General features: G+C 65.6%; 21 protein-coding genes. 10 read left to right on the forward strand and 11 right to left on the reverse strand.

The genetic code is table 11. From position 1 onward, the window contains the following. The first annotated feature begins 36 nt into the window (after positions 1-36). A complete protein-coding gene (gene hrpA, locus AC4BCK_RS12870; protein WP_490566006.1) occupies positions 37-4014 on the forward strand; it encodes an ATP-dependent RNA helicase HrpA in 3978 nt (1325 codons plus the stop codon). Positions 4015-4071: 57 nt separating this feature from the next. Here hrpA and AC4BCK_RS12875 read toward each other — a convergent pair whose 3' ends face one another. From AC4BCK_RS12875 to AC4BCK_RS12885, 3 genes are read right to left on the reverse strand one after another with little or no spacing between them, the layout of a single operon-like run. Then, positions 4072-4497 carry an HIT family protein gene (locus tag AC4BCK_RS12875; protein ID WP_490566007.1) on the reverse strand — a complete coding sequence of 142 codons (426 nt, stop codon included), beginning with the start codon at positions 4495-4497 and terminating at the stop codon, positions 4072-4074. After that, positions 4494-5657: an NAD(P)-dependent alcohol dehydrogenase gene (locus AC4BCK_RS12880; RefSeq protein WP_363937806.1), complete on the reverse strand. Its 1164-nt coding sequence runs from the start codon at positions 5655-5657 to the stop codon at positions 4494-4496. Before AC4BCK_RS12880 ends, AC4BCK_RS12875 begins: the two co-directional genes overlap by 4 nt. Beyond that, complete coding sequence (locus AC4BCK_RS12885; RefSeq protein ID WP_366276571.1) at positions 5654-6550, reverse strand: sulfurtransferase; 897 nt, start codon at positions 6548-6550, stop codon at positions 5654-5656. The genes AC4BCK_RS12880 and AC4BCK_RS12885 overlap by 4 nt, the downstream gene beginning before the upstream one ends. Positions 6551-6626: 76 nt before the next feature. Here AC4BCK_RS12885 and AC4BCK_RS12890 point away from each other — a divergent pair, with 76 nt between their 5' ends. Next, complete coding sequence (locus AC4BCK_RS12890; RefSeq protein WP_310110952.1) at positions 6627-7730, forward strand: PLP-dependent cysteine synthase family protein; 1104 nt, start codon at positions 6627-6629, stop codon at positions 7728-7730. Here AC4BCK_RS12890 and AC4BCK_RS12895 read toward each other — a convergent pair. Continuing rightward, complete coding sequence (locus AC4BCK_RS12895) at positions 7727-8383, reverse strand: MBL fold metallo-hydrolase (RefSeq protein ID WP_174179085.1); 657 nt, start codon at positions 8381-8383, stop codon at positions 7727-7729. The two genes, AC4BCK_RS12890 and AC4BCK_RS12895, sit on opposite strands and share 4 nt — an antisense overlap. 94 nt (positions 8384-8477) lie before the next feature. Here AC4BCK_RS12895 and AC4BCK_RS12900 point away from each other — a divergent pair, with 94 nt between their 5' ends. Then, positions 8478-8942 carry a Fur family transcriptional regulator gene (locus AC4BCK_RS12900; RefSeq protein WP_174179083.1) on the forward strand — a complete coding sequence of 155 codons (465 nt, stop codon included), beginning with the start codon at positions 8478-8480 and terminating at the stop codon, positions 8940-8942. Here the strand turns inward: AC4BCK_RS12900 and AC4BCK_RS12905 are convergent. From AC4BCK_RS12905 to AC4BCK_RS12925, 5 genes are all read right to left on the reverse strand, one after another. Further along, positions 8939-9817: a metal ABC transporter permease gene (locus AC4BCK_RS12905; RefSeq protein WP_366276562.1), complete on the reverse strand. Its 879-nt coding sequence runs from the start codon at positions 9815-9817 to the stop codon at positions 8939-8941. The two genes, AC4BCK_RS12900 and AC4BCK_RS12905, sit on opposite strands and share 4 nt — an antisense overlap. After that, positions 9817-10632 (reverse strand): metal ABC transporter ATP-binding protein, encoded by an 816-nt coding sequence (locus tag AC4BCK_RS12910; protein ID WP_363937813.1) that lies wholly within the window; start codon positions 10630-10632, stop codon positions 9817-9819. Before AC4BCK_RS12910 ends, AC4BCK_RS12905 begins: the two co-directional genes overlap by 1 nt. After that, positions 10629-11618, reverse strand: coding sequence for a metal ABC transporter solute-binding protein, Zn/Mn family (locus AC4BCK_RS12915; RefSeq protein WP_310110960.1), 990 nt, complete (start codon positions 11616-11618; stop codon positions 10629-10631). The genes AC4BCK_RS12910 and AC4BCK_RS12915 overlap by 4 nt, the downstream gene beginning before the upstream one ends. A gap of 132 nt (positions 11619-11750) precedes the next feature. Next, positions 11751-12821 carry a hemolysin family protein gene (locus tag AC4BCK_RS12920; protein WP_364319735.1) on the reverse strand — a complete coding sequence of 357 codons (1071 nt, stop codon included), beginning with the start codon at positions 12819-12821 and terminating at the stop codon, positions 11751-11753. Continuing rightward, the gene (locus tag AC4BCK_RS12925; RefSeq protein ID WP_366276558.1) at positions 12818-14224 is read right to left on the reverse strand and encodes a hemolysin family protein; all 1407 of its coding nucleotides are present in this window, start codon (positions 14222-14224) and stop codon (positions 12818-12820) included. Before AC4BCK_RS12925 ends, AC4BCK_RS12920 begins: the two co-directional genes overlap by 4 nt. A gap of 552 nt (positions 14225-14776) precedes the next feature. Between AC4BCK_RS12925 and AC4BCK_RS12930 the strand changes: the two genes are divergently transcribed. The 6 genes from AC4BCK_RS12930 to AC4BCK_RS12955 all read left to right on the forward strand — a co-directional run bounded on the left by AC4BCK_RS12930 (position 14777) and on the right by AC4BCK_RS12955 (position 22793). Continuing rightward, positions 14777-18559 carry a multifunctional oxoglutarate decarboxylase/oxoglutarate dehydrogenase thiamine pyrophosphate-binding subunit/dihydrolipoyllysine-residue succinyltransferase subunit gene (locus tag AC4BCK_RS12930; protein ID WP_174179072.1) on the forward strand — a complete coding sequence of 1261 codons (3783 nt, stop codon included), beginning with the start codon at positions 14777-14779 and terminating at the stop codon, positions 18557-18559. Between the two features lie 187 nt (positions 18560-18746). After that, positions 18747-19346, forward strand: a complete 600-nt coding sequence (locus tag AC4BCK_RS12935; RefSeq protein ID WP_156507369.1) for a GDSL-type esterase/lipase family protein — start codon at positions 18747-18749, stop codon at positions 19344-19346. Positions 19347-19431: 85 nt separating this feature from the next. After that, positions 19432-20259, forward strand: a complete 828-nt coding sequence (locus tag AC4BCK_RS12940) for a DUF4097 family beta strand repeat-containing protein (RefSeq protein WP_366276554.1) — start codon at positions 19432-19434, stop codon at positions 20257-20259. Further along, positions 20259-20870 (forward strand): PadR family transcriptional regulator, encoded by a 612-nt coding sequence (locus tag AC4BCK_RS12945; protein WP_490566008.1) that lies wholly within the window; start codon positions 20259-20261, stop codon positions 20868-20870. Before AC4BCK_RS12940 ends, AC4BCK_RS12945 begins: the two co-directional genes overlap by 1 nt. A gap of 124 nt (positions 20871-20994) precedes the next feature. Continuing rightward, positions 20995-21069: a 50S ribosomal protein bL37 gene (locus AC4BCK_RS12950; RefSeq protein ID WP_369299106.1), complete on the forward strand. Its 75-nt coding sequence runs from the start codon at positions 20995-20997 to the stop codon at positions 21067-21069. A 164-nt stretch (positions 21070-21233) separates the two neighbouring features. After that, a complete protein-coding gene (locus AC4BCK_RS12955) occupies positions 21234-22793 on the forward strand; it encodes an IS1182 family transposase (protein ID WP_490566009.1) in 1560 nt (519 codons plus the stop codon). 187 nt (positions 22794-22980) lie between these two features. On the opposite strand, the gene rsrA is transcribed toward AC4BCK_RS12955, so the two are convergent. Together rsrA and AC4BCK_RS12965 are read right to left on the reverse strand one after the other, a co-directional pair. Continuing rightward, entirely contained in the window at positions 22981-23241 is a 261-nt protein-coding gene (gene rsrA, locus AC4BCK_RS12960; protein ID WP_157241802.1) for a mycothiol system anti-sigma-R factor, read from the reverse strand. Continuing rightward, entirely contained in the window at positions 23238-24077 is an 840-nt protein-coding gene (locus AC4BCK_RS12965) for a sigma-70 family RNA polymerase sigma factor (RefSeq protein WP_377088059.1), read from the reverse strand. The genes rsrA and AC4BCK_RS12965 overlap by 4 nt, the downstream gene beginning before the upstream one ends. 275 nt (positions 24078-24352) lie before the next feature. On the opposite strand from AC4BCK_RS12965, the gene AC4BCK_RS12970 reads away from it, so the two are divergent. After that, complete coding sequence (locus AC4BCK_RS12970) at positions 24353-24901, forward strand: DoxX family protein (RefSeq protein ID WP_174181701.1); 549 nt, start codon at positions 24353-24355, stop codon at positions 24899-24901. Positions 24902-24907 lie beyond the last annotated feature (6 nt).

The raw sequence follows: 24907 nt of genomic DNA on the forward strand, positions 1-24907 counted from the left end.
GGATGCCCGGGCTCCCGCAGTAGACTGTCAGCAGACATGACACTTCACATCGCCTATCCCGCTGAGCTGCCGGTCTCCGAACGGCGCGAAGACCTGATGGCCGCCATCGCAGCAAACCAGGTCACCATCATTGCCGGTGAGACCGGCTCCGGTAAGACAACCCAGATTCCCAAGATGTGCCTTGAGCTTGGGCTGGGCGAGAATGGCCTGATCGGCCATACGCAGCCCCGCCGGCTGGCCGCGCGCACCGTGGCTGAGCGCATCGCCGAGGAACTGGGCGTGGACATCGGCCAGGAAGTGGGCTTCCAGGTCCGCTTCACCGGGGAAGTCAGCCGCGCCACGAAGGTCAAGCTGATGACGGACGGCATCCTGCTGGCGGAAATCCAGCGGGACAAGCTGCTCCGCAAGTACAACGCCATCATCATCGATGAGGCCCACGAGCGCAGCCTGAACATCGACTTCATCCTGGGCTACTTGAAGCGGATCCTGCCGCAGCGTCCGGACCTCAAGGTGATCATCACCTCCGCCACCATCGACCCCCAACGGTTTGCCAGCCATTTCGGCACAGCCGACCAACCCGCCCCCATCGTCGAGGTCTCCGGGCGGACCTACCCCGTGGAGATCCGCTACCGCCCGCTGTCGCAGCCGCCCGGTGGAGCTGGTCCCGATGATGAGGATGGTTCCGACGACGAACTTGAGGAAGACCGCGACCCCCTCGACGCCGTGTGCGACGCCGTCGACGAACTCGCCGCCGAAGCACCCGGCGACATCCTGGTCTTCTTTTCCGGCGAACGCGAGATCCGGGATGCGGCCGACGCACTGCAGGCCCGCATCCAGTCCAACCGCCGGCTGGCCGGAACGGAAGTCCTTCCGCTCTTCGCCCGGCTGAGCCTGCAGGAACAGCACAAGGTGTTCCACCCGGGCAACAAGCGGCGGATCGTGCTGGCCACCAACGTGGCGGAAACCTCACTCACCGTGCCGGGCATCAAATACGTGATCGACACCGGAACCGCCCGCATCTCCAGGTACTCGCACCGCACCAAGGTCCAGCGCCTGCCCATTGAGCGGGTCTCACAGGCGTCCGCCAACCAGCGTTCGGGGCGGTGCGGCCGCGTCTCGGACGGCATCGCCATCCGCCTTTACTCCGAGGAAGACTTCGAGTCCCGGCCCCTCTACACGGATCCGGAGATCCTGCGGACCAACCTCGCCGCCGTCATCCTGCAGATGACCGCCATGGGAGTGGCCCGCGGCCCCAAGGATGTCGAAAACTTCCCGTTCGTGGAACCACCTGAAACGCGGGCAATCAACGACGGCGTCACGCTACTCCGCGAACTCGGCGCCCTCGCGGCCGCCCGGCCGCAGAACGGCACGGACGGAACGAAAAGCGGCGGCGGGCTCACCGCCGTCGGACAGAAGCTTGCCCAACTGCCAGTGGACCCACGGCTGGGCCGGATGATCGTGGAGGGGGGAAAACGCGGCTGTGTCCGCGAGGTGATGATCCTGGCAGCTGCCCTCACCATCCAGGACCCGCGCGAGCGTCCAACAGACAAGCAGCAACTCGCGGCGGAAAAGCACAACCGGTTCAAGGACGAGAACTCGGACTTCACCGGCTTCCTCAACCTCTGGAACTACATCCAGGAGAAGCAGCAGGAGCTGTCGTCGTCGGCCTTCCGCCGGATGTGCCGGGCCGAGTTCATCAATTACCTCCGGGTCCGGGAGTGGCAGGACCTGTTTGCCCAGCTGCGGCAACTGGCCCGGCCCCTGGGCATCAGCCTCGACAACAAGCGGCTTGCCGATCCGGTGGGCAACCACGAAGGCATCCACATCAGCCTTCTTTCCGGGCTCCTGAGCCACATCGGCATCCTTGACGAACGCAAGCGCGAGTATGCAGGTGCCCGGGGCAGCCGGTTCGCCATCTTCCCCGGCTCGGCCCTCTTCAAGAAGTCGCCCACGTTCGTGATGGCAGCGGAGCTGGTGGAGACCAGCCGCCTCTGGGCGAGGGTGGCTGCGAAGTTCGATCCTGTGTGGGCCGAACAGGTGGCGCCGGACCTGGTGAAGCGCAGCTACAGCGAACCGCACTGGTCCACCCGGCAGGGTGCGGTGATGGCCTACGAGAAGGTCACCCTATACGGCGTGCCCATCATCGCCCAACGCAGGATCAACTACGGCAGGGTTGACCCCGTCGTCGCACGGGAACTCTTCATCCGCCATGCTTTGGTGGAAGGCGACTGGAAAACCCACCACAAGTTCTTCCACCGCAACCGGGCGCTCCTGCATGAGGTGGAGGAGCTGGAGGCCAGGATGCGCCGCCGGGACCTCCTGGTGGATGACGAGACGCTGTTCGAGTTCTACGATGCGCGGATCGGACCTGACGTGGTGTCCGAGCGGCACTTCGACAAGTGGTGGAAGGAGGCGCGGCAGAAGAACCCGGACCTCCTGGACTACGACAAATCCCTCCTCCTCAGCGACGACGCGGAGGACCTCGATGACTCCGCCTACCCCAAGACCTGGCTGCACAAGGGCTTCGAGCTTCCGCTGAGCTACGAGTTCCATCCGGTTGCTCCGGGGTCACCGCCCAATCCCTCCGACGGCGTTACCGCCGAAGTGCCGGTCCTGTTCCTCAACCAGCTGGACGACAAAGCCTTCCGCTGGCTGATCCCCGGGCAGCGCGTGGAACTGGTGACAGCCCTGATCAAGTCGCTGCCCAAGCAGATCCGGAAGAACTTCGTTCCTGCCCCGGACGTGGCGCGCCAGGCAGTGGCAGTGCTGGAAGCCGACTTTGATCCGGCGGCGGATGAACTGGAACCGTCCCTTGAGCTTGCCCTGCGGCGCATCCGCGGGCATATCGTCCCGCCTGGATCGTGGAACTGGGACGCCGTCCCGGCCCACCTGCGCGTGTCCTTCAAGGTGGTGGACAGCAGGGGCAAGGTCCTGGATGAGGGCAAAGACCTCGCAGCCTTGCAGGAGAAGCTGGCTCCGGCCACCCGGCGGGCCATTGCCGAATCCCTCGGCGCGACGCCTGCGTCCACGGCACCCGGCAACGGCAGGAAAGCGTCACAGGCATCCGGGAAAGCGCTCGACGGCGGCTCCCCCGGAGGACAGCAGCCGGCCACAGCGCCGCGAACCGCAGGCCCAACCGGTTTCAGGGAGCAGGACGGCCTGACGGAATGGAATTTCGGGACCCTTCAGCGGCAGGTGAGCAACTCCGTCAAGGGCCACACCGTCACGGGATACCCGGCGCTTGTGGACCAGGGAACGTCGGTGGCGCTCCGGGTCTTCCAGACGGCGGCAGAACAGTCGGAGGCGATGCGCGGGGGTGTCATCCGCCTGCTGGCCCTGCGTGTTCCGGCACCGGACCGCTACGTGCTGGAGCACCTGAGCAACACCGAGAAACTGACGTTCAGCCAGAACCCGCACGGCTCCGTCTCGGCCTTGATCGCCGATTGTGCGCTGGCGGCCATCGACAAGCTCACGCCCCAGGAACTGCCGTGGGACCGGGCGTCCTTTGACCGCCTGTATGAGGTGGTCCGGGCCGAACTGATCGACACTGTGTTCAGCGTGACGGCAGTGGTGGAGCGCATCCTTGCCAGCACCCGGCGGATCGAAAAGCAGCTGAAGGGAACCACCAGCCTGGCCCTCATTTCCGCCCTCAATGATGTCAAGAGCCAACTGGAGCAGCTGGTGTATCCGGGCTTTGTGGCACGGACGGGCTACGCACAGCTCAGCCAGCTCCCCAGGTATCTTTCGGCCATCGAAAAGCGGCTGGAACGCCTGCCGGGGAACGTCCAGCGGGATGCCCTCAACATGGCCGTGGTGCAGCGGCTCGAGGACGACTACGACGACGCCGTGTCTGCCCTGCTTCCGGGACGCAAGGCCGGACCGGAATTAACCCAGGTGCGCTGGATGCTCGAAGAGCTCCGGGTGAGCCTGTTCGCCGTCGAGCTCGGGACAGCGTATTCGGTGTCCGAGAAGCGCATCCGTGCCGTGCTCAACAAGGCGTTGGCCCCGGCTTAGGAGTCCCTTCCCCTGCCGCGGCGCGGACCCGCCCCGGGGTCCGCGCCGGGCTGGAGGTCAGGCCGGAACGAACTCGCCGTATCCGGCAGCCCGGAGGCCCTGGCGGAGTTTCTCCGCATTGGCGTCCAGGACGTCCGGGTCCGGGTTCTGGTCCGCGGTGGCGAAGTTGAACTCCGCCATGCTCCGGGAAGGCCAGACGTGCACGTGGAGGTGGTTGATCTCGTAGCCGGCCACAATAAGGCCTGCCCGCGCCGCGTCGAAGACCTCCACCTGCACCGCGCCGATCCGGCGGGCCACTTCCATGACTTTGGCCAAGGTCTCCGGGGATGCGTCGGTCCAGCGGTCCACTTCCTCGGTGGGGACCACCAGCGTGTGGCCGTCCGCGAGCGGCCCGGTGGTGAGGAAGGCAGCTACCTCCGGTTCCCGCCAGACAAAGCGGCCCGGGATTTCGCCGTCCAGGATCCTGGTGAACAGTGTGCTCATGCGTGTGCCTCCTTGGCGGGTGCGTGCAGCGTGCTGGTGTCCAGCACAAAACGGTACTTCACATCGCCTGCCACCATCCGGTCGTAGGCCTCGTTGAGCTGGTCGGCGCGGACCATCTCGATCTCCGCGGCCACGCCGTGCTCCGCGCAAAAATCCAGCATCTCCTGCGTTTCTGCAATGCCGCCGATGAGGGAGCCGGCGTAGGCGATCCGGCGCCGGATCAGTGCTCCCGGGTTGACGGACGGCATCGGCTCCGAGGGGAGCCCCAGCTGGAAGAGTGCACCGTCAACGCGGAGTGTCCGGAAGTAGGGGTTGAGGTCGTGCGGAGCTGCCACGGTGTCGATAATGAGGTCGATGCTGCGGTTGGCGGCGGCCATCGCGTCCTCGTCCCGGGACAGGACAACCTCGTCCGCGCCGAGCTCAAGGGCGGCCGCAACCTTGGCCTCCGACGTCGTGAACACCACCACCCTCGCTCCCATGGCCTTGGCAAGCTTGACGGCCATATGGCCCAGGCCGCCCAGCCCCACCACGCCCACGACGTCGCCGTCTTCGACCTCGAAGTGCCGCAGCGGGGAAAAGGTTGTCACCCCCGCGCAGAGCAGTGGCGCAGCGGAGGCAGGATCAAGCGCTTCCGGCACCCGGAGAACGTAGCGCCGGTCCACCACGATGGACGAGGCGTAGCCGCCCTGGGTGACGGCATCACCGTTCCGGCGGTCCACGGCTCCGTAGGTGCCGGTCATGCCGTTTTCGCAGTACTGTTCAAGGCCGTCCAGGCAGCTTTCGCAATGACGGCAGGAATCGACGATGCACCCCACACCCACCCGGTCACCCACAGCGAAGTCCACAACAGCGGAACCCACCCGGCTGACGGTGCCCACAATCTCGTGTCCGGGCACCAGCGGCCAGACCTTGCCGCCCCACTCGCCGCGGGTGGCGTGCACGTCCGAGTGGCACAGGCCGCAGAACTCGATGGCGATTTCGACGTCGTCCGCCCCGGGAGCGCGCCGGGCGAGCGTCAGCGGCACGAGTCCGCTGTCCGGTGACGTCGCGCCGTACGCGGCAGCGGGGCGGCCGCCGTCGGCAGCAGTTGCTTCAGGAGTGGCAGCTTCCGGGGCGACTGGTTTGGCAAGGGGCGGAGGTACGGGGCGTCCTGGAGTCATGATGCGACGCTACCCTTGCCCGGAGGCGTGGTGCCACCCGGTCCTCCGCTGCCGCGGCCCGGTTCAGCCCCGGTGGCCACGGGCAGGTCCGGGCTGTTGGACCACTCCGAGAACGAGCCCGGATAAAGTGCAGCGGGGAATCCTGCGATTTCCAGGGCTGCGACTTCATGGGCGGCAGTAACTCCGGATCCGCAGTACACCGCCACCTGCACTCCGTCGCGGACGCCCATCGACTCGAAGCGGCGGCGCAGCGCGGCAGAGGCCAGGAACCGCCCGCTGCCGTCCACGTTTTCCGATGTCGGCGCACTGATGGCCCCGGGGATATGCCCGGCCCGCGGATCGATGGGCTCAAACTCGCCGCGGTACCTCTCCCCCGCCCGTGCGTCGAGCAGGAGGCCCGCGTCCGGCCAGGCGGCCGCTGCGGCGGCATCGATGGCCGGCATCTTCCCGTTCATCAGATGCACACCGCCGGGGTCCGGAACAACGGGCCCCGCTTCGAGCGGAAGCCCCGCGGCACGCCAGGCGGCCAGGCCGCCGTCGAGCAGGTATACCTCCGCCAGGCCGGCGTTGCGGAGCATCCACCACACCCGCGCCGCCGCCATGTTGCCGCTGTCATCGTAGGCCACCACGACGTCACGGTCGTTGATGCCCCAGCGCCGGGCGCCCGCTTCGAAATCTTCCGCCGCCGGCAGCGGATGGCGGCCCCGTTCGGGAACCGCTGGAGCAGCAAGTTCCGTCTGCAGGTCCACGAACACGGCACCCGGCAGGTGCTCCTGCAGGTAATGGCGGTAGCCGTAGGGATCGCCCAGCGCCCAGCGCACATCCAGCAGTACCGTGCGCCGGTGATCCGCAAGGCGGGCCTTCAGACCGGCAACGTCCATCAGGGGGTTCACTGCACTCCTCCAGCGGTGGTTTGGCCAACGGATCCACTCTATCGGCAGCCCTTCCCGCCGCGGGTAGGCTGGTGCGGTGAAGATCGAGCGCAGCGCCAGCCGGTACACCGCGGACCGGGACTGGGCAGACCAGGCAATCCGCAAGATCCGGGCAGAAAACAACCGTTCCGCCGACACCCACCTCTACGCCGTCCCCCTTCCGGAGCACTGGGGCGTCCACCTCTACCTCAAGGACGAATCCACGCACCGCTCCGGCAGCCTCAAGCACCGGCTGGCCCGCTCACTTTTTCTCTTCGGGCTGGTGAACGGCTGGATCCGTGAGGACACCACCATCGTGGAGGCTTCCAGCGGCAGCACGGCTGTGTCCGAGGCGTATTTCGCGCAGCTCCTGGGCCTGCCCTTTGTTGCCGTGATGGCCCGCACCACCAGTCCCGAGAAGATCGCCCTGATCGAGCAGTTCGGCGGATCCTGCCTGCTGGTGGAGCACGCGTCCGAGGTGTACGCGGCCGCACAGGAGGTCGCAGAAACCTGCAACGGCCACTACATGGACCAGTTCACCTACGCCGAGCGGGCAACCGACTGGCGGGGAAACAACAACATTGCCGAATCCATCTTTGGCCAGCTCGCGCTGGAGGAACACCCTGTACCCGAGTGGATCGTGGTGGGAGCCGGCACTGGCGGAACCAGTGCCACCATCGGCAGGTACCTCCGCTACCACAGCTACTCGACACAACTGCTGGTGGTGGATCCGGAAAATTCGGCGTTCTACCCGGGCTGGCGGGGCACCTCCGGCGCACCGGCAGGCCTGCCGTCCCGGATCGAGGGGATCGGGCGGCCGCGGATGGAACCCAGCTTCGTGCCGTCCGTGATCGACCGCATGGTGCAGGTTCCGGACGCCGCGTCAGTAGCTGCGATGCGCCACCTCCACGGCCTTGCGGGACTCCACGCCGGCCCCTCCACCGGGACCAACCTCTGGGGTGTGTGGCAACTGGTGGCAGAAATGGTCGGCACGGGCCGCAAAGGCAGCATCGTTTCACTGATGTGCGACGGCGGTGAACGCTATGCGGGCAACTATTACAACCAGGAGTGGCTGGCCGCCCAGGGGCTGGACCCGGCACCGTACGAAGCGGTCCTCCGGCGGTTCATGGACACAGGCACCTGGACAGGAGACCTGGCCTAGACCTCCACAGACTCCCGGGCCGCCAGGTGGGTGTATTCGGTGCCGTACTTGGCACCGATCCGCTGGACATGGCCTTCCACAACCTTCAGGCCGTTCTCGTTGAGCAGTCCGTCGTGGATCTGGAATGCGCGCGGCGCCCTGACGCCGATCACGAAGTCCAGCACCTCGGCGGACTTGCTCCACGGTGCGTGGAGGGGAACCAGCAGCGTCTTGACGCTGATGCCGTCCGGGATCACGAAGGAGTCTCCCGGATGGTAGACATTGTCGTCAATCAGGTAGCCGATGTTGGCCACGATGGGGATCTGCGGGTGGATCAGGGCATGCTGGCCGCCGAAGCTGCGGATGGTGAAACCGGCCGCCTGGAAGGTGGAGCCCGGGTTCACGGCGTGAATGCGGGCGGCCTCGCCGGTGGCCTTGTCCTGCAGCTGTCCGGTAACACGCGCCGGGGCGAAGACTGCCAGTCCGGCGTTTGCGCGCAAAGCGTCCACCACGGCCGGAACATCAATGTGGTCGGCGTGCTCGTGCGTTACCAGGACCGCTTCCGCGGACTGCAGGGCCTCAGCCGATTCCGAAAAGTTGCCCGGATCCAGGACCAGGACCCTGCCGTCTTTTTCCAGCCGGACACAGGAATGCGTGTACTTCGTCAGCTTCATAGCGCCAGCCTAGGGTCCGCCCCGGGACCATGTCCACGAAGCTCCGGCTGGTAATCTGGATCTTTGCCACCATCCTGAGGAAGCGAGTCCACCCATGCCCGTCGGCGCCAAGGCTGATTCCACCACGTCGTCCCCGGCGACGGGCGGCGGCAAGGAGCAGCGCGTCACGAAGCAGCGCAGGGCCGTCAGCGCGGCGCTGGATGAACTGGACGATTTCGTCAGCACCCAGGAGCTCTACCGGATCCTCCAGAACCAGGGCGTTTCGGTCTCACTGGCAACCGCCTACCGGATTCTCCAGTCGCTCGCGGACGAGGGCCTGGTGGACGTGCTGCGCAACGGCGACGGCGAGGCCGTGTACCGCCGCTGCGCCGTGACCGGTCACCACCACCACCTGCTGTGCCGGAACTGCGGAAAGGCAGTGGAAGTCGAGGCTCCGGCGGTGGAGACCTGGGCGGCGCGTACAGCTGCGGAACACGGGTTCACAGAGGTGGCCCATACCGTGGAGATCTTCGGCCTGTGCCCGGACTGCACTGCGCGCAAGGCCGCCGGAAGCCCCTAAGCCGTTCCCGCCAGGACCCGCCCGTTGATTCCCTTCCGGGCCCGCACCGAGCCAACCACCCGGCACACCACGTAGATCAGGAAGGACAATGTGGTGACATAGGGGCTGATCGGGATGCGTCCTCCCAGCGCCAGCAGGATCCCGCCAACGGTGGCAGTCATCGCGAAGGCCACGCTGAGCAGCACCACGGCAACCGGCGAGGACGTCACCCGGAGCGCGGCCGCGGCAGGAGTAATCAGCAGGGCCAGGACCAGGAGGGCTCCCACCACCTGGATGGACAGGGCCACGCTGACGCCCAGCAGGACCATGAAGACGATGGCAAGCGTCCGCACGGGAACTCCGCGCGCCTCGGCAAGTTCAGGATCGACGCTGGCGAAATTGAGGGGCCGCCAGATGGCCACCAGGGCCACCATCACCACGACGGCCGTTCCGGCAAGCGCCTGCAGCTGGACCGTGTCCACGGAGACTATCTGTCCCGTGAGCAGGCCGAACTTGTTGGCGGCCCGGCCTTCGTAGAGGGACAGGAACAGGATGCCCAACCCAAGCCCGAACGGCATGATGACGCCGATGATCGAGTTTTTGTCCCTGGCCCGGACACCCATCAGGCCCAGCAACAGCGCCGCGGTGACGGACCCGATCAGCGATCCAAACACAATGTCGGCGCCGATGAGCAGCGCAAAGGCGGCCCCGGCGAAGGAGAGTTCGGAGATGCCGTGCACCGCAAACGCCAGGTCGCGCTTCATCACGAAGGTACCCACCAGGCCGCCCAGGAGACCCAGGACGGCACCGGCCCAGATGGAGTTCTGCACCAGCACCAGGAGTTCGCCGTAGTTTTCGAAGCTGAAGATGGCGCCGAGAATGCTGTCCCCATCCATCAGGCTGCCTCTCCGGCCAGCACATGCGTTGGGGCATGGTGGTGGGTGGTGGCATCCGGCAGGCCCACCACCACGATGCGCCCGTTAGCGTGGATCACCTCAACGTGGCTTCCGTAAAGGTCGGAAAGGACCTCGGTGGTCATGACCTCTTCGGGCGTACCCACCTTGAAGCGGCCGCCGGCGAGGTACAGCACCCGGTCCACATAGTCGATGATGGGGTTGATTTCGTGCGTCACGAAAACCACGGCACTGTTCTGCTCACGGCATTGCTTGTTGATCAGGGCACTGACCGCCTGCTGGTGGTGGAGGTCCAGGGAGAGCAGGGGCTCATCGCACAACAGGATCTGGGGATCGGTGGCAAGGGCCTGCGCAACCCGCAGCCGCTGCTGTTCGCCGCCGGACAGCTGGCCTACCGGGACTCTCGCATACTCCGTGGCCCCTACCAGTTCAAGGAGCTGGTCGATCCTGCGGTTGGCCTTGCCCGGGGACAGGCGCAGGCCCCACCGGTGGCCGTCCACGCCGAGGCCGACGAGGTCCCGGGCGCGCATCGGGGTGTCCGGGGCGAATGATTTCTGCTGGGGTATGTAGCCGATGAGGCTGCTGCCCCGTTCCACCGGTCGGCTGCCAAGCATGGCCTGCCCCCGGTGCAGGTCCTGGAGCCCCAGCAGGACCTTCAGGAAACTGGTCTTGCCGCTTCCGTTGGGACCCAGGACGGCGAAGAACTCGCCGGGCATGATGTCCAGGTCCAGGTCCTCCCAGAGCGCCCGCTTACCGAACTTCAGGGACGCTCCGGTGAGGCTGACCACGGGTTTCAACTATTTGTCTCCAGAACGTTGGTGATGTTGTCCACATTGTCCGTCATCCACTGAAGGTACGTCTTGCCCTCCGGCAGTGTTTCGCTGAAGTCGACCACGGGAACACCCGCAGTTTCCGCCGCCTTCTTGAGCGACTCCGTCTGCGGGCCTTCGGTCTGGCTGTTGTAGGCGAGCAGGCGCACCGACTTCGAAGCCACGAGGTCCGTGGCGGCCTTGAGCACTGCCGGCGGGACGTCCGAGCCTTCTTCAATCGCAGCAGTGTAGTCCTCGGGAGTAGCGTTCACCAGCCCGGCGTCCGCCAGGAGGTACACCGGCACCGGCTCGGTCACGGCCACTTGGGCACCCGCCGAAGCGGCCTTCAGTGCGTCCAGCTTTCCGTGCAGTTCTTCTATGCCGGCTTTGAAAGTGGAGGCGTTGGACTGGAATGTCGAGGCAGAGGCGGGCTCGAGCTCGGCCAGCTTGGCGGCGATCTCGTCGGCCAGCTGTTCCACCGCCGGAAGGCTGTACCAGACGTGCTCGTTCAATTCGCCGTGGTCGTGGGCAGATTCGTCCTCTGCCGCGGGTTCCGTCGCCGGGGCTTCCGCGGCGGCTTCCTCCCCTTCAGGGTGCGCCAGGCCGGAAAGTTCGACGGCGTTGAGCACCTTCGCGTCGTCGAGGCCGCTGTCCTCCGCCAGGGTGTGGATGAAGTCGTCGTAGCCGCCGCCGTTTTCCAGGACGAGGTCGGCTTTCGAGACCACCAGCCGGTCCTGGGCGGTGGCTTCGTAGGAATGCGGGTCCTGGCTGGTCTTGGTGATGATGGCGGTCACGCTGACCTTGTCCCCGCCAATGGTTTTGGCAATGTCACCGTAGACGTTTGTTGAGGCGACGATGTTGATTCCGTCGGCGGCGTCCGGCGCGGGTTCGGCCTGCGGGCTGCACCCGGTCAGGAGCAGGCCAAGCCCGGCAAGGGCAGCGAGGGACGATCGGGCAGCGGCGGGACGGCGCACGGAAACCTCATTCAGTGGGAAGGGGCGAAAACAACCCTCCCAGCCTATACCTAAATGGGAATGATTCCTATTTAGAACAGAAGGGTGCCATGACACCGGTGCCCACCGCCCGCGGGAGAAGGGCACCTCCCGCTAACCCCCGTTGGGCTGCCCCAGCCGCCGGATGCCGGTGGCCTGGGTTGCATCCCGGATTTCGCCGACGAGCTGCTCGATCACGTCTTCCAGGAACAGGACGCCCTTGGTGTTGCCGTCGGGCCCGATCACCCGTGCAAGGTGGGATCCGGTGCGCTGCATGACGGACATTGCCTTCTCGATCTCATCGTCCAGCGCCAGGTTGGCCAGGGAGCGGATGCGGCTCTCGGCGATGGGCCGCTCATATGCCTGCTCGGGGATGGAGAGTACATCCTTGACGTGGAGGTAGCCGTACAGCATGTCGTCCTCGTCAAGCATGGGGAACCGGGAGAATCCGGTGCGGCTCACGGCCTTCTCGAACTCCACTGGCGTGGTGGCGGCCCGGAGCATAACCAGCTTCTCCACAGGAACCATGATGTCCGCGGCCGTGTACTCGGAGAATTCCAGCGCGCCGGTGATGAGCCCGGCGTCGTCATCCACCAGCCCGTGGCGGGTGGACTCCTGGACAATGGACTGCACTTCCTCCAGCGTGAAGGAGGAGTTCACCTCATCCTTGGGCTCGATGCGGAGGAGCTTGAGGATGTGGTTGGCCGACCAGTTGAGGACCGAGATGACGGGGTGGACCAGCCGGGCAACGAACATCAGCGGCGGGGCAAGCAGGAGCGCCGCCTTGTCAGCCACGCTGACCGAGATGTTCTTTGGCACCATTTCCCCGAAGGTCACGTGCAGGAACGTCACCAGCATCAGCGCCACCGCGAACGCTGCCACATCGGCAACTTCCTTCGGCAGGCCCAGCGTCTCCAGCGGTACGGCGAGGAGGTGGTGGATGGCTGGTTCTGCCACCAGCAGGATCAAGAGGGAGCAGACGGTGATGCCAAGCTGTGCGCATGCCAGCATCAGCGACACGTTCTCCATGGCGCGGAGGGTGGTCTGCGCCCGCTTGGACCCTGCCTCGGCCAGCGGTTCGATCTGGCTGCGCCGCGCGGACATGACGGCAAATTCTGCGGCCACGAAAAACGCGTTGCCGAGCAGCAGCACAGCCAGCCAGAGGATCCCGGCCCAGTCGCTCATTGTTCAGCCCTGTCGTCGCGTTGGTTCCTGCCGTTCCGGGTGGACTTGTCGTCGCGCCTGGGATGATCGTCGCGCTGGGAGCTGTCCGCGCGGTCGTTGTCGTCGGAGTCGGCAGCCGGCCGGAAACAGATCCGGTCAATGCGGCGCCCGTCCATCCTGGTGACGCTCAGCGTGCCGCCGCCAACAAGGACAGTATCCCCAACGACGGCGATCCGGCCCAGCTTGCTCATGACGTATCCGCCCACGGTTTCGTAGGCGGCTTCGTCCGGGACGCTCAGCCGGGGAATCTGCTCGGACAGCTCGTCCGGGCGGAGCAGGCCCGGGAAGTACCAGTCGCCGGAAGCACTCTGCAGGAGTCCAGGGCGGACCTTGTCATGCTCGTCCGCCACCTCTCCCACGATTTCCTCCACCAGGTCCTCGAGCGTGGCGATGCCGGCGGTTCCGCCGTACTCGTCCAGGACGACGGCGAGCTGGAGGTTGCCCTCGCGGAGTTCCGCAAGCAGGGCGTCGAGGTGGATGGTTTCGGGGACCCTCAGCACCTCCGTCATGATGGCACCGGCTTCCAGGTTCTGCCGGCGGTCCCACGGCACAGCCACTGCCTTCTTGACGTGGACCAGCCCCCGGATGTCATCCGCGGAATCACCAATCACCGGGAACCGCGAGTATCCGGTCCGGCGTGCAGCACTGAGGACATCCGAGACGGGCTGGTCGGCATCAATCGTTTCCACCCGGATGCGGGGCGTCATGACGTCTGCCGCTGTCCTGGCGGAGAAGTTGAGGGTACGCGCCACGAAGTTGGCAGTGCCGGCGTCGAGCGTTCCCATGGCCGCGGACCGGCGCACCAGTGATGCGAGTTCCGCCGGTGTCCGGGCACCGGAAATTTCTTCCTTCGCCTCCAGCCCGAAGACGTTCAGCACCTTGTTGGAGAATCCGTTGAGTACCACGATGGCCGGCTTGAAGACGGCCGTGAACATCAGCTGGGGCCGGGCGAGCGCACGGCCAACCGGGAAGGACAGCGCGATGGCCATGTTCTTCGGCACCAGTTCGCCCAGGAGCATGGAGAGCAGGGTAGCGAGCACCATGGCCAGGACCAGGGAGACGGAAGCGACGGCGACATCGGGAAGTCCGACGGCGGCCAGGGGGGCTTCCAGGAGGCGTCCCACCGATGGCTCCATCACGTAGCCGGTCAGGAGCGTTGTCAGAGTGATGCCCAGCTGGCAGCTGGACAGCTGCGTGGACAGCGATTTCAGGCAGGTGAGCAAAGGGACAGCGCCGGTGTCGCCGTCGTCAATGGCACGTTGGACCGTGGGCTGGTCCAGGGCGATAAGGGAGAACTCGACGGCCACAAAGAATCCGGTGCCGGCAATCAGCAGCAGGCCTGCTGCAAGGAGAAGCCATTCCATTCAGCATCCCGCCTGGACGGCGGTGGCGAATGTCATGGCTGAAGAAGGAAAGTTGCGGAGACTGGAACGTCTTCCCGGCGGAGGATGGTCGGCTGAAGCCGGTGCCCGTTTCCCGGGGCCGCTGGCCGGCCGCGCTGCCGGCGGATGATGGGCTGGTGTTCGGGGTTTGCCGGCTCTGCGGGTGGACTGCGCGGTGCTGCTCTTCATGCTCCGCTGACAGCCCCCAGGCCGGCACCTAGATTTACTGTCCATAAGAGCTTCAGTCTACAGGAGGCACCTGCGCCAGCTTCACCCGCACTGCCACCCGCCGGGTGCTTCGCTGGCGGTCTTTCCGCCGCCGGGCAACACACCGTTGATGACGCCGTTTTCCGCCATATTCCGCCATCCCCGCGTCACTTCATGATTTGGGTCACCCTTATTGGCAGTTAACACACGATGCTCACTAGACTTGCAAAGGTCTGGGTTCAGAGGACGCAGAAATCGGTTCGAACGTGTTGCTGAAGCACCGTGGGGCCGGGGAGAAATCAAACTCATGGAAGAGGCGTATTTCAAGTGCCAGAGCAGCCTAGCCACCGTCTACCAGAGGAATTTGGCGGAAACGAGTGGCTCGTTGACGAACTGTACGAGCAGTACCAGCAGGACAAGAACGCCGTGGATGCCAAGTGGTGGCCGCTGTTTGAATCGTTCGGGTCGGGCAGTTCTTCTTCCAACGGAAATTCTGCCCATCCCGCTACCAGGGAAATGCCGTCAGTAAATGCAGCCCCGGCACCGTCGCCGGCAGCAGCACCTGCGGTCCCGCCGGTACCGTCCGCTCCACCGGCCTCCGCGCCCGCACCGGCAAAGAAGGCCCCCGCCACCGTTGCCCGCGACGGCGGCAAGAAGACCGAGGCCGGAACCGGCTCCCAGCCCATCCCGGCGCAGCTGCCCAAGAACGTCAAGGCACCCACCGCTCCTGAGGAAGACGTCGTCTCCGTCCTCCGCGGACCGGCAAAGGCCATCGCCACGAACATGGTCACCAGCCTCCAGGTGCCCACGGCCACCAGCGTCCGCGCCATCCCGGCCAAGCTGCTGATCGACAACCGCGTGGTCATCAACTCGAACCTGGCCCGCGCCCGAGGCGGCAAGGTGTCCTTCACACACCTCATCGGCTACGCCGTGATCCGCGCGCTCTCCCAGTTCCCCTCCATGAACGTGTACTACGACGAAGTGGACGGCAAGCCCGTTGCCGTCCAGCCGGCCCACGTGAACTTCGGCATTGCCATCGACATGCCGAAGCCGGACGGCACCCGCCTGCTCATGGTCCCGAACATCAAGAAGGCCGAAACCCTCAACTTCTCCGAGTTCTGGCACACCTACGAGGACCTGATCAAGCGCGCCCGCAACGGCAAGCTCACGGCGGAGGACCACCAGGGCACCACCGTGTCGCTGACCAACCCCGGCGGCATCGGCACCGTCCACTCGGTGCCCCGCCTGTCCAAGGGCCAGGCTGCCATCATCGGCGTCGGCGCCCTCGACTACCCCGCAGAATTCCAGGGTGCCAGCGAAAAGATCATCGCCCAGAACGCGATCAGCAAGGTCCTCACCCTGACCTCCACCTACGATCACCGCGTGATCCAGGGTGCCGGCAGCGGCGAGTTCCTCAAGCTTGTCCACCAGCTGCTCCTCGGCGCACAGAACTTCTACGATGAAATCTTCGAGTCGCTCCGTATCCCGTACGAGCCCGTGCGCTGGAGCGCCGACAAGCAGGTGGACCCGGCCGACGAAATCAACAAGGTGGCACGGATCCAGCAGCTGATCCACTCCTACCGCGTCCGCGGCCACCTGATGGCGGACACCGATCCCCTGGAGTATGTCCAGCGCAAGCACCCGGACCTCGACGTCCTGACCTACGGGCTGACGCTCTGGGACCTGGACCGTGAATGGCCCACCGGCGGCTTCGGCGGCAAGCCGATGCTCAAGTTCCGCGACATCCTGGGCGTCCTGCGCGATGCCTACTGCCGCACCACCGGCATCGAATACATGCACATCCAGGAGCCTGCCGAACGCAAATGGTTCCAGGACCAGCTGGAGCACCCTTACTCCAAGCCCAGCCGCGAAGAGCAGCTGCGCATCGTTTCCAAGCTGAACGCAGCCGAGGCCTTCGAAACCTTCCTGCAGACCAAGTTCGTCGGCCAGAAGCGCTTCTCGCTGGAGGGCGGCGAGTCCCTGATTCCGCTGCTGGACGCCATCATGTCCGACGCCGCCGACGACGGCCTGGACGAGGTAGCCATCGGCATGGCCCACCGCGGCCGCCTGAACGTGCTCACCAACATCGCCGGCAAGACCTACGCGCAGGTCTTCCGCGAATTCGAAGGCACCCAGGACCCCCGCTCCGTGCAGGGATCCGGCGACGTCAAGTACCACCTGGGCACCGAGGGGACCTTCACCTCGGACAACGGCAAGGAAACCAAGGTCTACCTCGCCGCCAACCCGTCCCACCTTGAGGCGGTGGACCCCGTCCTGGAGGGCATTGTCCGCGCCAAGCAGGACCGGCTGGACCAGGGCGAGTCCTTCCCTGTCCTGCCGATCATGGTCCACGGTGACGCGGCATTTGCCGGCCAGGGCGTTGTCGCCGAAACGCTCAACCTGTCCCAGCTCCGCGGCTACCGCACCGGCGGAACCATCCACGTTGTTGTCAACAACCAGGTGGGCTTCACGACGGCCCCGTCATCATCACGCTCGTCCACGTACTCCACGGACGTTGCCAAGATGATCCAGGCCCCTGTGTTCCACGTGAACGGCGACGACCCCGAGGCAGTGGTCCGCATCGGGCAGCTCGCCTACGAGTTCCGCCAGCGGTTCCACAAGGACGTCGTCATCGACATGGTCTGCTACCGCCGCCGCGGGCACAACGAGGGCGACGACCCCTCGATGACCCAGCCGCTGATGTACAACCTCATCGAGGCCAAGCGCTCGGTCCGCAAGCTCTACACCGAGTCCCTGATCGGCCGTGGCGACATCACCGAGGAAGAAGCCGAGCAGCTGCTCCGCGACTACCAGGAGCGCCTGGAACGCGTCTTCGCCGAAACCCACGCGGCCCAGACCTCCCCTATCCCGATCGTCACGGCAGACACTGCCGCTGTCTCGGACATCGAGCGTCCCATCTCCCAGCAGTCCGACTCCGGCACCTCCGCGCCGGTCTCGACGGCCATTTCCGCGGACACCCTGGCCCGGATCGGCAAGGCGCACGTGGAAGTCCCCGAGGGCTTCACCGTCCACGCGAAGCTCAAGCAGCTGCTCGAGAAGCGCGAACAGATGTCCCGCGAGGGCGGCATCGACTGGGGCTTCGGTGAAATCGCAGCCTTCGGTTCACTCATCATGGAAGGAGTTCCTGTACGCCTGGCGGGACAGGACTCCCGCCGCGGCACGTTCGTGCAGCGCCACGCCGTCTTCCACGACCGCGCCAACGGCAAGGAATGGCTGCCGCTCGGCAACCTCACCGACGACCAGGCGAAGCTCTGGATCTACGACTCCCTGCTTTCGGAATACGCGGCCATGGGCTTCGAGTACGGCTACTCTGTTGAGCGGCCGGATGCGCTGGTCCTGTGGGAGGCGCAGTTCGGCGACTTCGTCAACGGTGCCCAGACCATCATCGACGAGTTCATCTCCTCCGCGGAGCAGAAGTGGGGACAGCGGTCCTCGCTGGTCCTGATGCTGCCCCACGGATACGAAGGCCAGGGCCCGGACCACTCCTCCGCGAGGATCGAGCGGTTCCTGCAGCTGTGCGCCGAAGAGAACATGATCGTGGCCAACCCCACCACGGCGGCCTCGCACTTCCACCTGCTGCGCCGCCAGGCCTACAACCGGCCGCGCAAGCCGCTGATCATCTTCACGCCCAAGCAGCTGCTGCGCCTCAAGGCTGCGGCATCATCCGTGGAGGATTTCACCACCGGCACGTTCCGCCCCGTGATTGGGGAACACGAGCAGCTGGCGGGGGACGCCGTCGAACGCGTCCTGCTGGTCTCCGGCCGCCTGTACTACGATCTCCTGTCCACCCGGCAGAAGACGGATGACAAGACCACCGCGATCGTCCGCGTGGAGCAGCTCTACCCGCTGCCGCACGAGGAGATCGCAAAGGAACTCGCCAAGTACCCGAACGCGGAAGTTGTGTGGGCGCAGGACGAGCCTGCCAACCAGGGTCCGTGGCCGTTCATTGGCCTGAACCTTCCGGGTGCCCTGGAGCGCACCATCCGGCTGGTTTCGCGTCCGGCGTCGGCATCCACTGCCGCCGGGTCCATGAAACGGCACGCCGCGGAGCAGGATGTCCTCCTGAAGCAGGCATTTGCACGGAAATAAGCACTAAGGCTGCCCGGCCGGACGTCGAAATCCCAGACTCCGGCCGGGCGGTTCTGTTTAATGGAGTGCACAGCGCTGAAGGAAACAGGCAGCGCTGAATGAAAAGCCCCAATCGCATGCACGGCCCTACCCCGCGGCCTGAACCAGGCCCGCGGCGGCGGCAAGGCACCGACGTAAAGAGGAACGCGTGGAAGACAGGAAGCTGCGGATTGCAGCTGTAGGAGATGAACTGCTGGCCGGACTGGGTGACCCCCGGGCCCTCGGCTGGCTGGGCCGTGTGCTGGCCCGCACTCCCCGGGACAGCATGCTCCTCGAAAGCTACGCCCTCCCCTGCCCTGAGGAAGGGACGGAAGGCCTTGCCGCGCGCTGGCTCGAAGAGGCCGGGCGCCGCTTCAGCGACAAGGCGGAGAACCGCCTGGTGATCGGGCTCTCCGGACGCGACATCGAGTTCGGGCTCTCCACCGCACGCAGCCGGCTCAACCTGGCCAACATCCTGGACTCGGCGTCCCAGAACCGTATCGAGGTCTTCGTGGTGGGCCCTCCCCCCACCCTGGACCCCGCCCAGAACAGGCGCCTTGACGAACTCAACACCGCCTTCGCCGACGTCACCACCCGGCGCAAGCACCTGTACGTGGACACGTTCTCCCCGCTCCTGAACCACGAACAGTGGCGGCAGGACCTGGCAGCCCAGGGCGGCACGCCCGGCCAGGCCGGCTACGGGCTGATGGCCTGGCTGGTGCTGCACCGTGGCTGGTTCCAGTGGCTGGGCCTGGACGCTCCGGAGTAGCACCAGGTTCGCGATATATCTTGACCTGCCCCATGGGAAGGGGTACGTTGGGAAGGGTCAACACGATATATCGCCTGGAGGGCCCGTGACCGATCAAGAATGGACTGTCACCAGTCCGGAGACCATCGACGTCGACGGCGTGACGTCCCTGAAACTGGGCATGGTGCAGGGACGCTTCGACGTCGTTACGCACCAGGAACCCGTCACGCGGGTAGAGATTTCGGATGTGCACGGTGATCCGGTGGCTGTTTCCCTGAGCGACGGCCGGCTGGAGGTGCGCCACCAGCTGCACGGCCCGCAAGGCTGGTTCAAGAACCTGATGGGAACGGTCAACCACAACAGCGAAAACTCGGCCGTCATCAGCATTGCCGTGCCGGCCCACGTCAGCGTGGAAGCCGGCACCGTCAGCGGCGACGGGCTGGTGTCCGGCATAGCCGCGAACACCCGCCTCAGCACGGTTTCCGGTTCGGTCATGGCGGACAGCACAGCCGGGGAACTGAACGTCCAGACTGTCAGCGGGGAAGTCTCCATCCGCAACCACACCGGGGTCCTGACGGCCAAGAGCGTCTCCGGTGAAGTGACGGCGTCCGGCCGCCTCAGCAATATCCGGGCGAACACCGTCAGCGGGGACATGAGCTTCGACCTCCTGGGTTTCACCCATGATTTCGGGGCGAACTCAGTTTCGGGAGACATCACCATCCGGCTGCCCCACGACGTAGGCGTGGACATCATCGCCAAGTCCGCCAGCGGTGCGGTGGTGATCGGGGACCAGCGGTACACGGTGGTGGGAGGCAAGGTGGAGACCATTGCGGGCCCTGACGGCCAGCTGATGCTGGTGCGGACCAACTCAGTGTCCGGAAAGACCTCCATCTTCCACAGGACCGTGGCAGGAAACGCAGAAGCAGGGACCTGATGGCACCGGTCTTTGCCCACGGCGCGCTCCGGCTTTACCTTCTGGCGCTTCTTGAGTCCGGGCCCAAACACGGCTATGAGCTCATCAAGGCGCTCAAGGAGCGGTTCGGCGGGACATACTCCCCCAGCGCCGGCACCATCTATCCCCGGCTGGGCAAACTCGAGGAGGAAGGCCTGGTGGCCACCGAATCCGCCGGCCGCCGCACGAACTACCACATCACCTCCGCAGGCCTGGCGGAGCTCAACCGCCGCCGCGACGAGCTGGCAGGCGTGGAGAGCGAGATTTCAGCCTCTGTCCGTCGGCTGGCGGACAACCTGCGCGCGGACATCCGCAGCAACATGAGGGGGCTGCGTGCGGACCTTGCTGCCACCGCAGAGGCAGCCCGCGCCAGCGCACTGTCCACGGAGTTCAGGGTCCCCGGACGGCTGCCGGCCGAAAGCCAGCGGTCCCTCAAGGAAGCCGAAATGATGCTCCAGCAGTTCCGGGACGACCTCAGGGCGGAGCTGCGGCTGCACGCCGGCAGGCAACCGCTCAGTCCCGTGGCAATGGAAACGCTGAGGACAGTCCTGGAACAGGCCGGCATCTCCATCCGCAACTCACTGGGCTCTTAGCCCGCCAGGGGTCCCACCGCCGTCAATGCGCAGGTCATCCGGCTGTTCCTGGTTCGCGGGCCGCCCCGTGATGTGGGAGACTTGAGGGCAGCTCTTTTGAGTACCAACATTAAGGAGGCCAGCTATGAGCAAGCGTGCACGCAAGCGTCGTGACCGTAAGCGTGGCGGCGCGAACCACGGGAAGCGCCCCAACACCTAGGCACATGCCAGGAACTACGGTTCAAACAAAGAACCCCGGAAGCCACATGGCTTCCGGGGTTCTTTGTTGTCAGCTGGGGAGTGGCGTCCTAGGAGACTGCTGAAATATCCGCTGGTTTAGGCGCGTCGGCTGGACTGGTGAGGCTGGTGGTTAAGACTGGTCTTATGCAGGGACGCGAGGACGCGCAACGCGGGTATTTGGATGTGGAGGCGCTGGCCGGAGAGTTGTTGGCTCCGGGCAGTGTCTTCGCTTTTCTGGCCAAGCATCGGGGGCGGTTGTTTCCGGATTCGATGATGGAGGACCTGTTCCCGTCGCGGCGGGGCCGGCCGTCAGTTCCCGCTTCGGTGATCGGTTCGGTGCTGGTGCTGCAGGCGTTGCAGGGCCTCTCTGACCGGGAAACAGCCGAGGCGTTGACGTACGATCTGCGCTGGAAAGCCGCGTGCGGGTACGGACTGACCGATACGGCATTCCATCCGAGCACGCTGACGTACTGGCGCCGGCGGCTGGCGGCATCGAAGAACCCGCACCGGATCATGAAGGCCATCGCCGAGGTCGTTGCGGAAACCGGAGTCCTGGCGGGCAAGCGCCGGCGGGCGGTTGATTCAACAGTGTTGGATGACGCGGTCGCGAGGCAGGACACGATCACGCAGCTGATCGCAGCGGTGCGCCGCTTCGGCCGTGACATCCCCGGCGGCCAGGACCTGCTGGCCACCCACGCGAAGGGGTATGACTACACGCGCACCGGTAAGCCGGACATCGCCTGGGACGACCAGGATGCCAGGGACGGGCTGGTCTCGGCGCTGGTCACCGATGCGCTGGCGCTGCTGGCCGCGGTCGATCCCGAGACCTTGGAGGGCAGGGGGGCCGATGCGTACGCGCTGCTTGCACTGGTCGCCGGGCAGGACGTGGAACCGGCCGAGGACTCGGACGGGACCGACGGGCGGTGGCGGATCGCCCGGAAGGTCGCACCGGACCGGATGATCTCCACCGTGGACCCGGACACCCGGCACGCGCATAAGACCAGGTCCCGGCAGCAGGACGGATTCAAAGCCCACATTGTCATCGAGCCCGATACCGGGCTGATCACCGCCGCGGAGCTGACCAAGGCCTCCGGACCGGAGAACAGCGACGGGGCCGTCGGCGCCCGGCTGATCGGCATGGAGCCCACGATCGCCGGGACCAGCGTGGACGTCCTGGCAGACTCGGCCTACGGTTCCGGGGAAATGCTCGCCGCTCTCGCCCGCACCGGCCATACCCCGGTGATCAAACCCTGGCCGCTGCGCCCGGCCGTCGAAGGCGGGTTCACCCTCGATGACTTCACCGTCGATGAAGCAGCAGGCACCGCGACCTGCCCGAACGGGCTTACGCGCAGGATCACCGCTAAGCGGCGGGTCACCTTCGGCGCCGCCTGCAGCAGCTGCCCGCTCCGGGCCCGGTGCACCGGCTCCCCACGCGGGCGCAAACTCGAACTGCACGAGCACGACGCCCTGCAGCGCGAACACCGGAAACGCGCCACGGACCCGGACTTCCAGCACGACTACCGCACCCACCGGCCCATGGTCGAACGGTCCATCGCCTGGCTCACCCGCGGCAACCGCCGCGTTCGGCACCGCGGCACAAACCAGAACAATGCCTGGCTGCAACTGAGGATTGCCGGGCTGAACCTGCGACGCCTCCTCGCGCTCGGACTTACCAGCGAAAAAGGATCCTGGGCCATCGCTTGAACGCGGGCACCACCTCAGGGCCTCCCGCCAGCGAAAACCGGACCCGCCACCCGGCGAACAACCCTCAAAAGCCCAGAAACAGGACCCGATGCTTCAATCACAGAACCCGAGACCACAAAAGGAAGGGCTGGCCCCGACACGTGAACGCCCCGGACCAGCCCCATAAAGCACTTAGTTCAGCAGTCTCCTAGGCGTCCACCGGCCGGATGGTGTGGATCCGGTCAAGAATGGCGTTCTTCAGGTTTTCCGGAGCAGCTTCGGTGCAGGAGCGTTTAACCATGTTGCGGATCACGCACTCAAGGTCGTACTGCTCCGTGCATTCCGGGCAGTCATCAAGGTGGTTCTTGATCTCCGTGATGTCCTCGCGGGTCAGGGCACCGTCGAGGTACTCGTAAATGCGTTGCATCCGGGTGTCGTCGCAGTCGCCCAATCCCTGGCAGTCGCTCATTTCCTGTTCTCCTGTTGTGTGCTTCCCGCCGCGTCCTGTGAAGTAGCGGCCGTCTTGAACCCGCGCTCTGCGGCGTACTCCCCCAACATGTCCCGCAGCATCCTCCGGCCACGGTGGAGCCGGGACATCACCGTGCCGATGGGCGTGTTCATGATGTCTGAAATTTCCTTGTAGGCGAACCCCTCCACGTCCGCGAAGTAGACCGCAAGGCGGAATTCCTCGGGGATGTCCTGGAGCGCCCTTTTGACGTCGGAATCCGGAAGGTGGTCCAACGCCTCTGCCTCGGCGGAGCGCAGTCCGCTGGAGGTGTGCGACTCTGCCCGCGCCAACTGCCAGTCCTCGATCGTGTCCGAGTTGGACTGGAGCGGCTCGCGCTGCCGCTTCCGGTACAGATTGATGTACGTGTTCGTCAGGATGCGGTACAGCCAGGCCTTGAGGTTGGTCCCCGGCCGGTACTGGTGGAAAGCAGAGAAGGCCTTGGTGTAGGCCTCCTGAACGAGGTCCTCGGCGTCAGACGGGTTCCTCGCCATGCGCATGGCAGCCGAGTACAGCTGGTCCACGTACTGCATCGCATCGCGTTCGAACCTCAGGCGGCGCTGTTCCACCGATTCAGTGGATACATCCACCAGATCCCCGCCGGTTTCGGCAGGCGCCGGGACCACGGCTGACTCCGCAGCCTCAGGCCCTGCTGCTGCGCTGCTCTTCGCTTCACTGTCGGAAGCCTCATACATGGCCGCGACGGCCGGATCCAGGGTGCTCATTGCCTTCAAGTCTACTGGGAGGCTGCGCGCACGCGGCGAGCCATAGCCTGGCGGTTCAGCCTCGAATGAGTCCATTGCCACCGGGCCTGCTGTTTCAATTCCGTCCAACACCCGCGCCAAGGGCACAACTCCGCTCTGCTTGTCCATCCCTGTATCTGAATCTGGATACCTGCATCCGGCGATCTGCGCCTGCCGGCAGTTCCATGCTGCAGCCATGGCTTCCCCTGCGGCGCAGCATTCCCGGATGCGTCATGAATAACCCCACGCCTTCGGCAAATATTCCCCAAAAGTGCAAGACTAGAACGGACTCCGCCGCTTTCGATGCGGTTCGTCCATCCAGGAGGAAATCCATGTCCTTTTTCCGCACGCTTGCCCGCCCCATGCTGGCCTCCAGTTTCGTCATTGCCGGAGTGGATAAGCTCAAAAACGCCGATGACACAGCGCAGCAGCTTTCGCCGCTGCTTCGCAAGGCTGCCGCGTCCCTGCCCTTCAAGTCGGACGAGAAAACCCTTGCCCGCGTCATCGGCGGAACGCAGGTGGGAGCCGGCGTGCTTTTCGGACTGGGTAAATTCTCCAGGCTCTCGGCCACGCTGCTCACGGTGATCTCCCTGCTGAACACCTTTGTTGAGTGGCGCAGTGCGGACATCAGCAGCAAGGAAGGGCGGGAAAACCGCCGTAACCAGCTCCTCAAGAACCTGTCCCTGAGCGGCGGCGCCCTGCTGGCATCCGTTGACACCGCCGGCAAGCCGGGCCTGGCCTGGCGGGCTGAACACCTGGCAGCAGATGCACGAAGGAACGCCTCCCACCTGGCGGCCGACGCCCGGAAGACCACCAACAAGAAGCTCCACAAGGCGGACAAGGTTGTGCGGCGCGCCGTGGAACAGGCCACGGGGGCATAACACCGC

It is taken from the genome of Pseudarthrobacter sp. As-47, assembly GCF_058215595.1.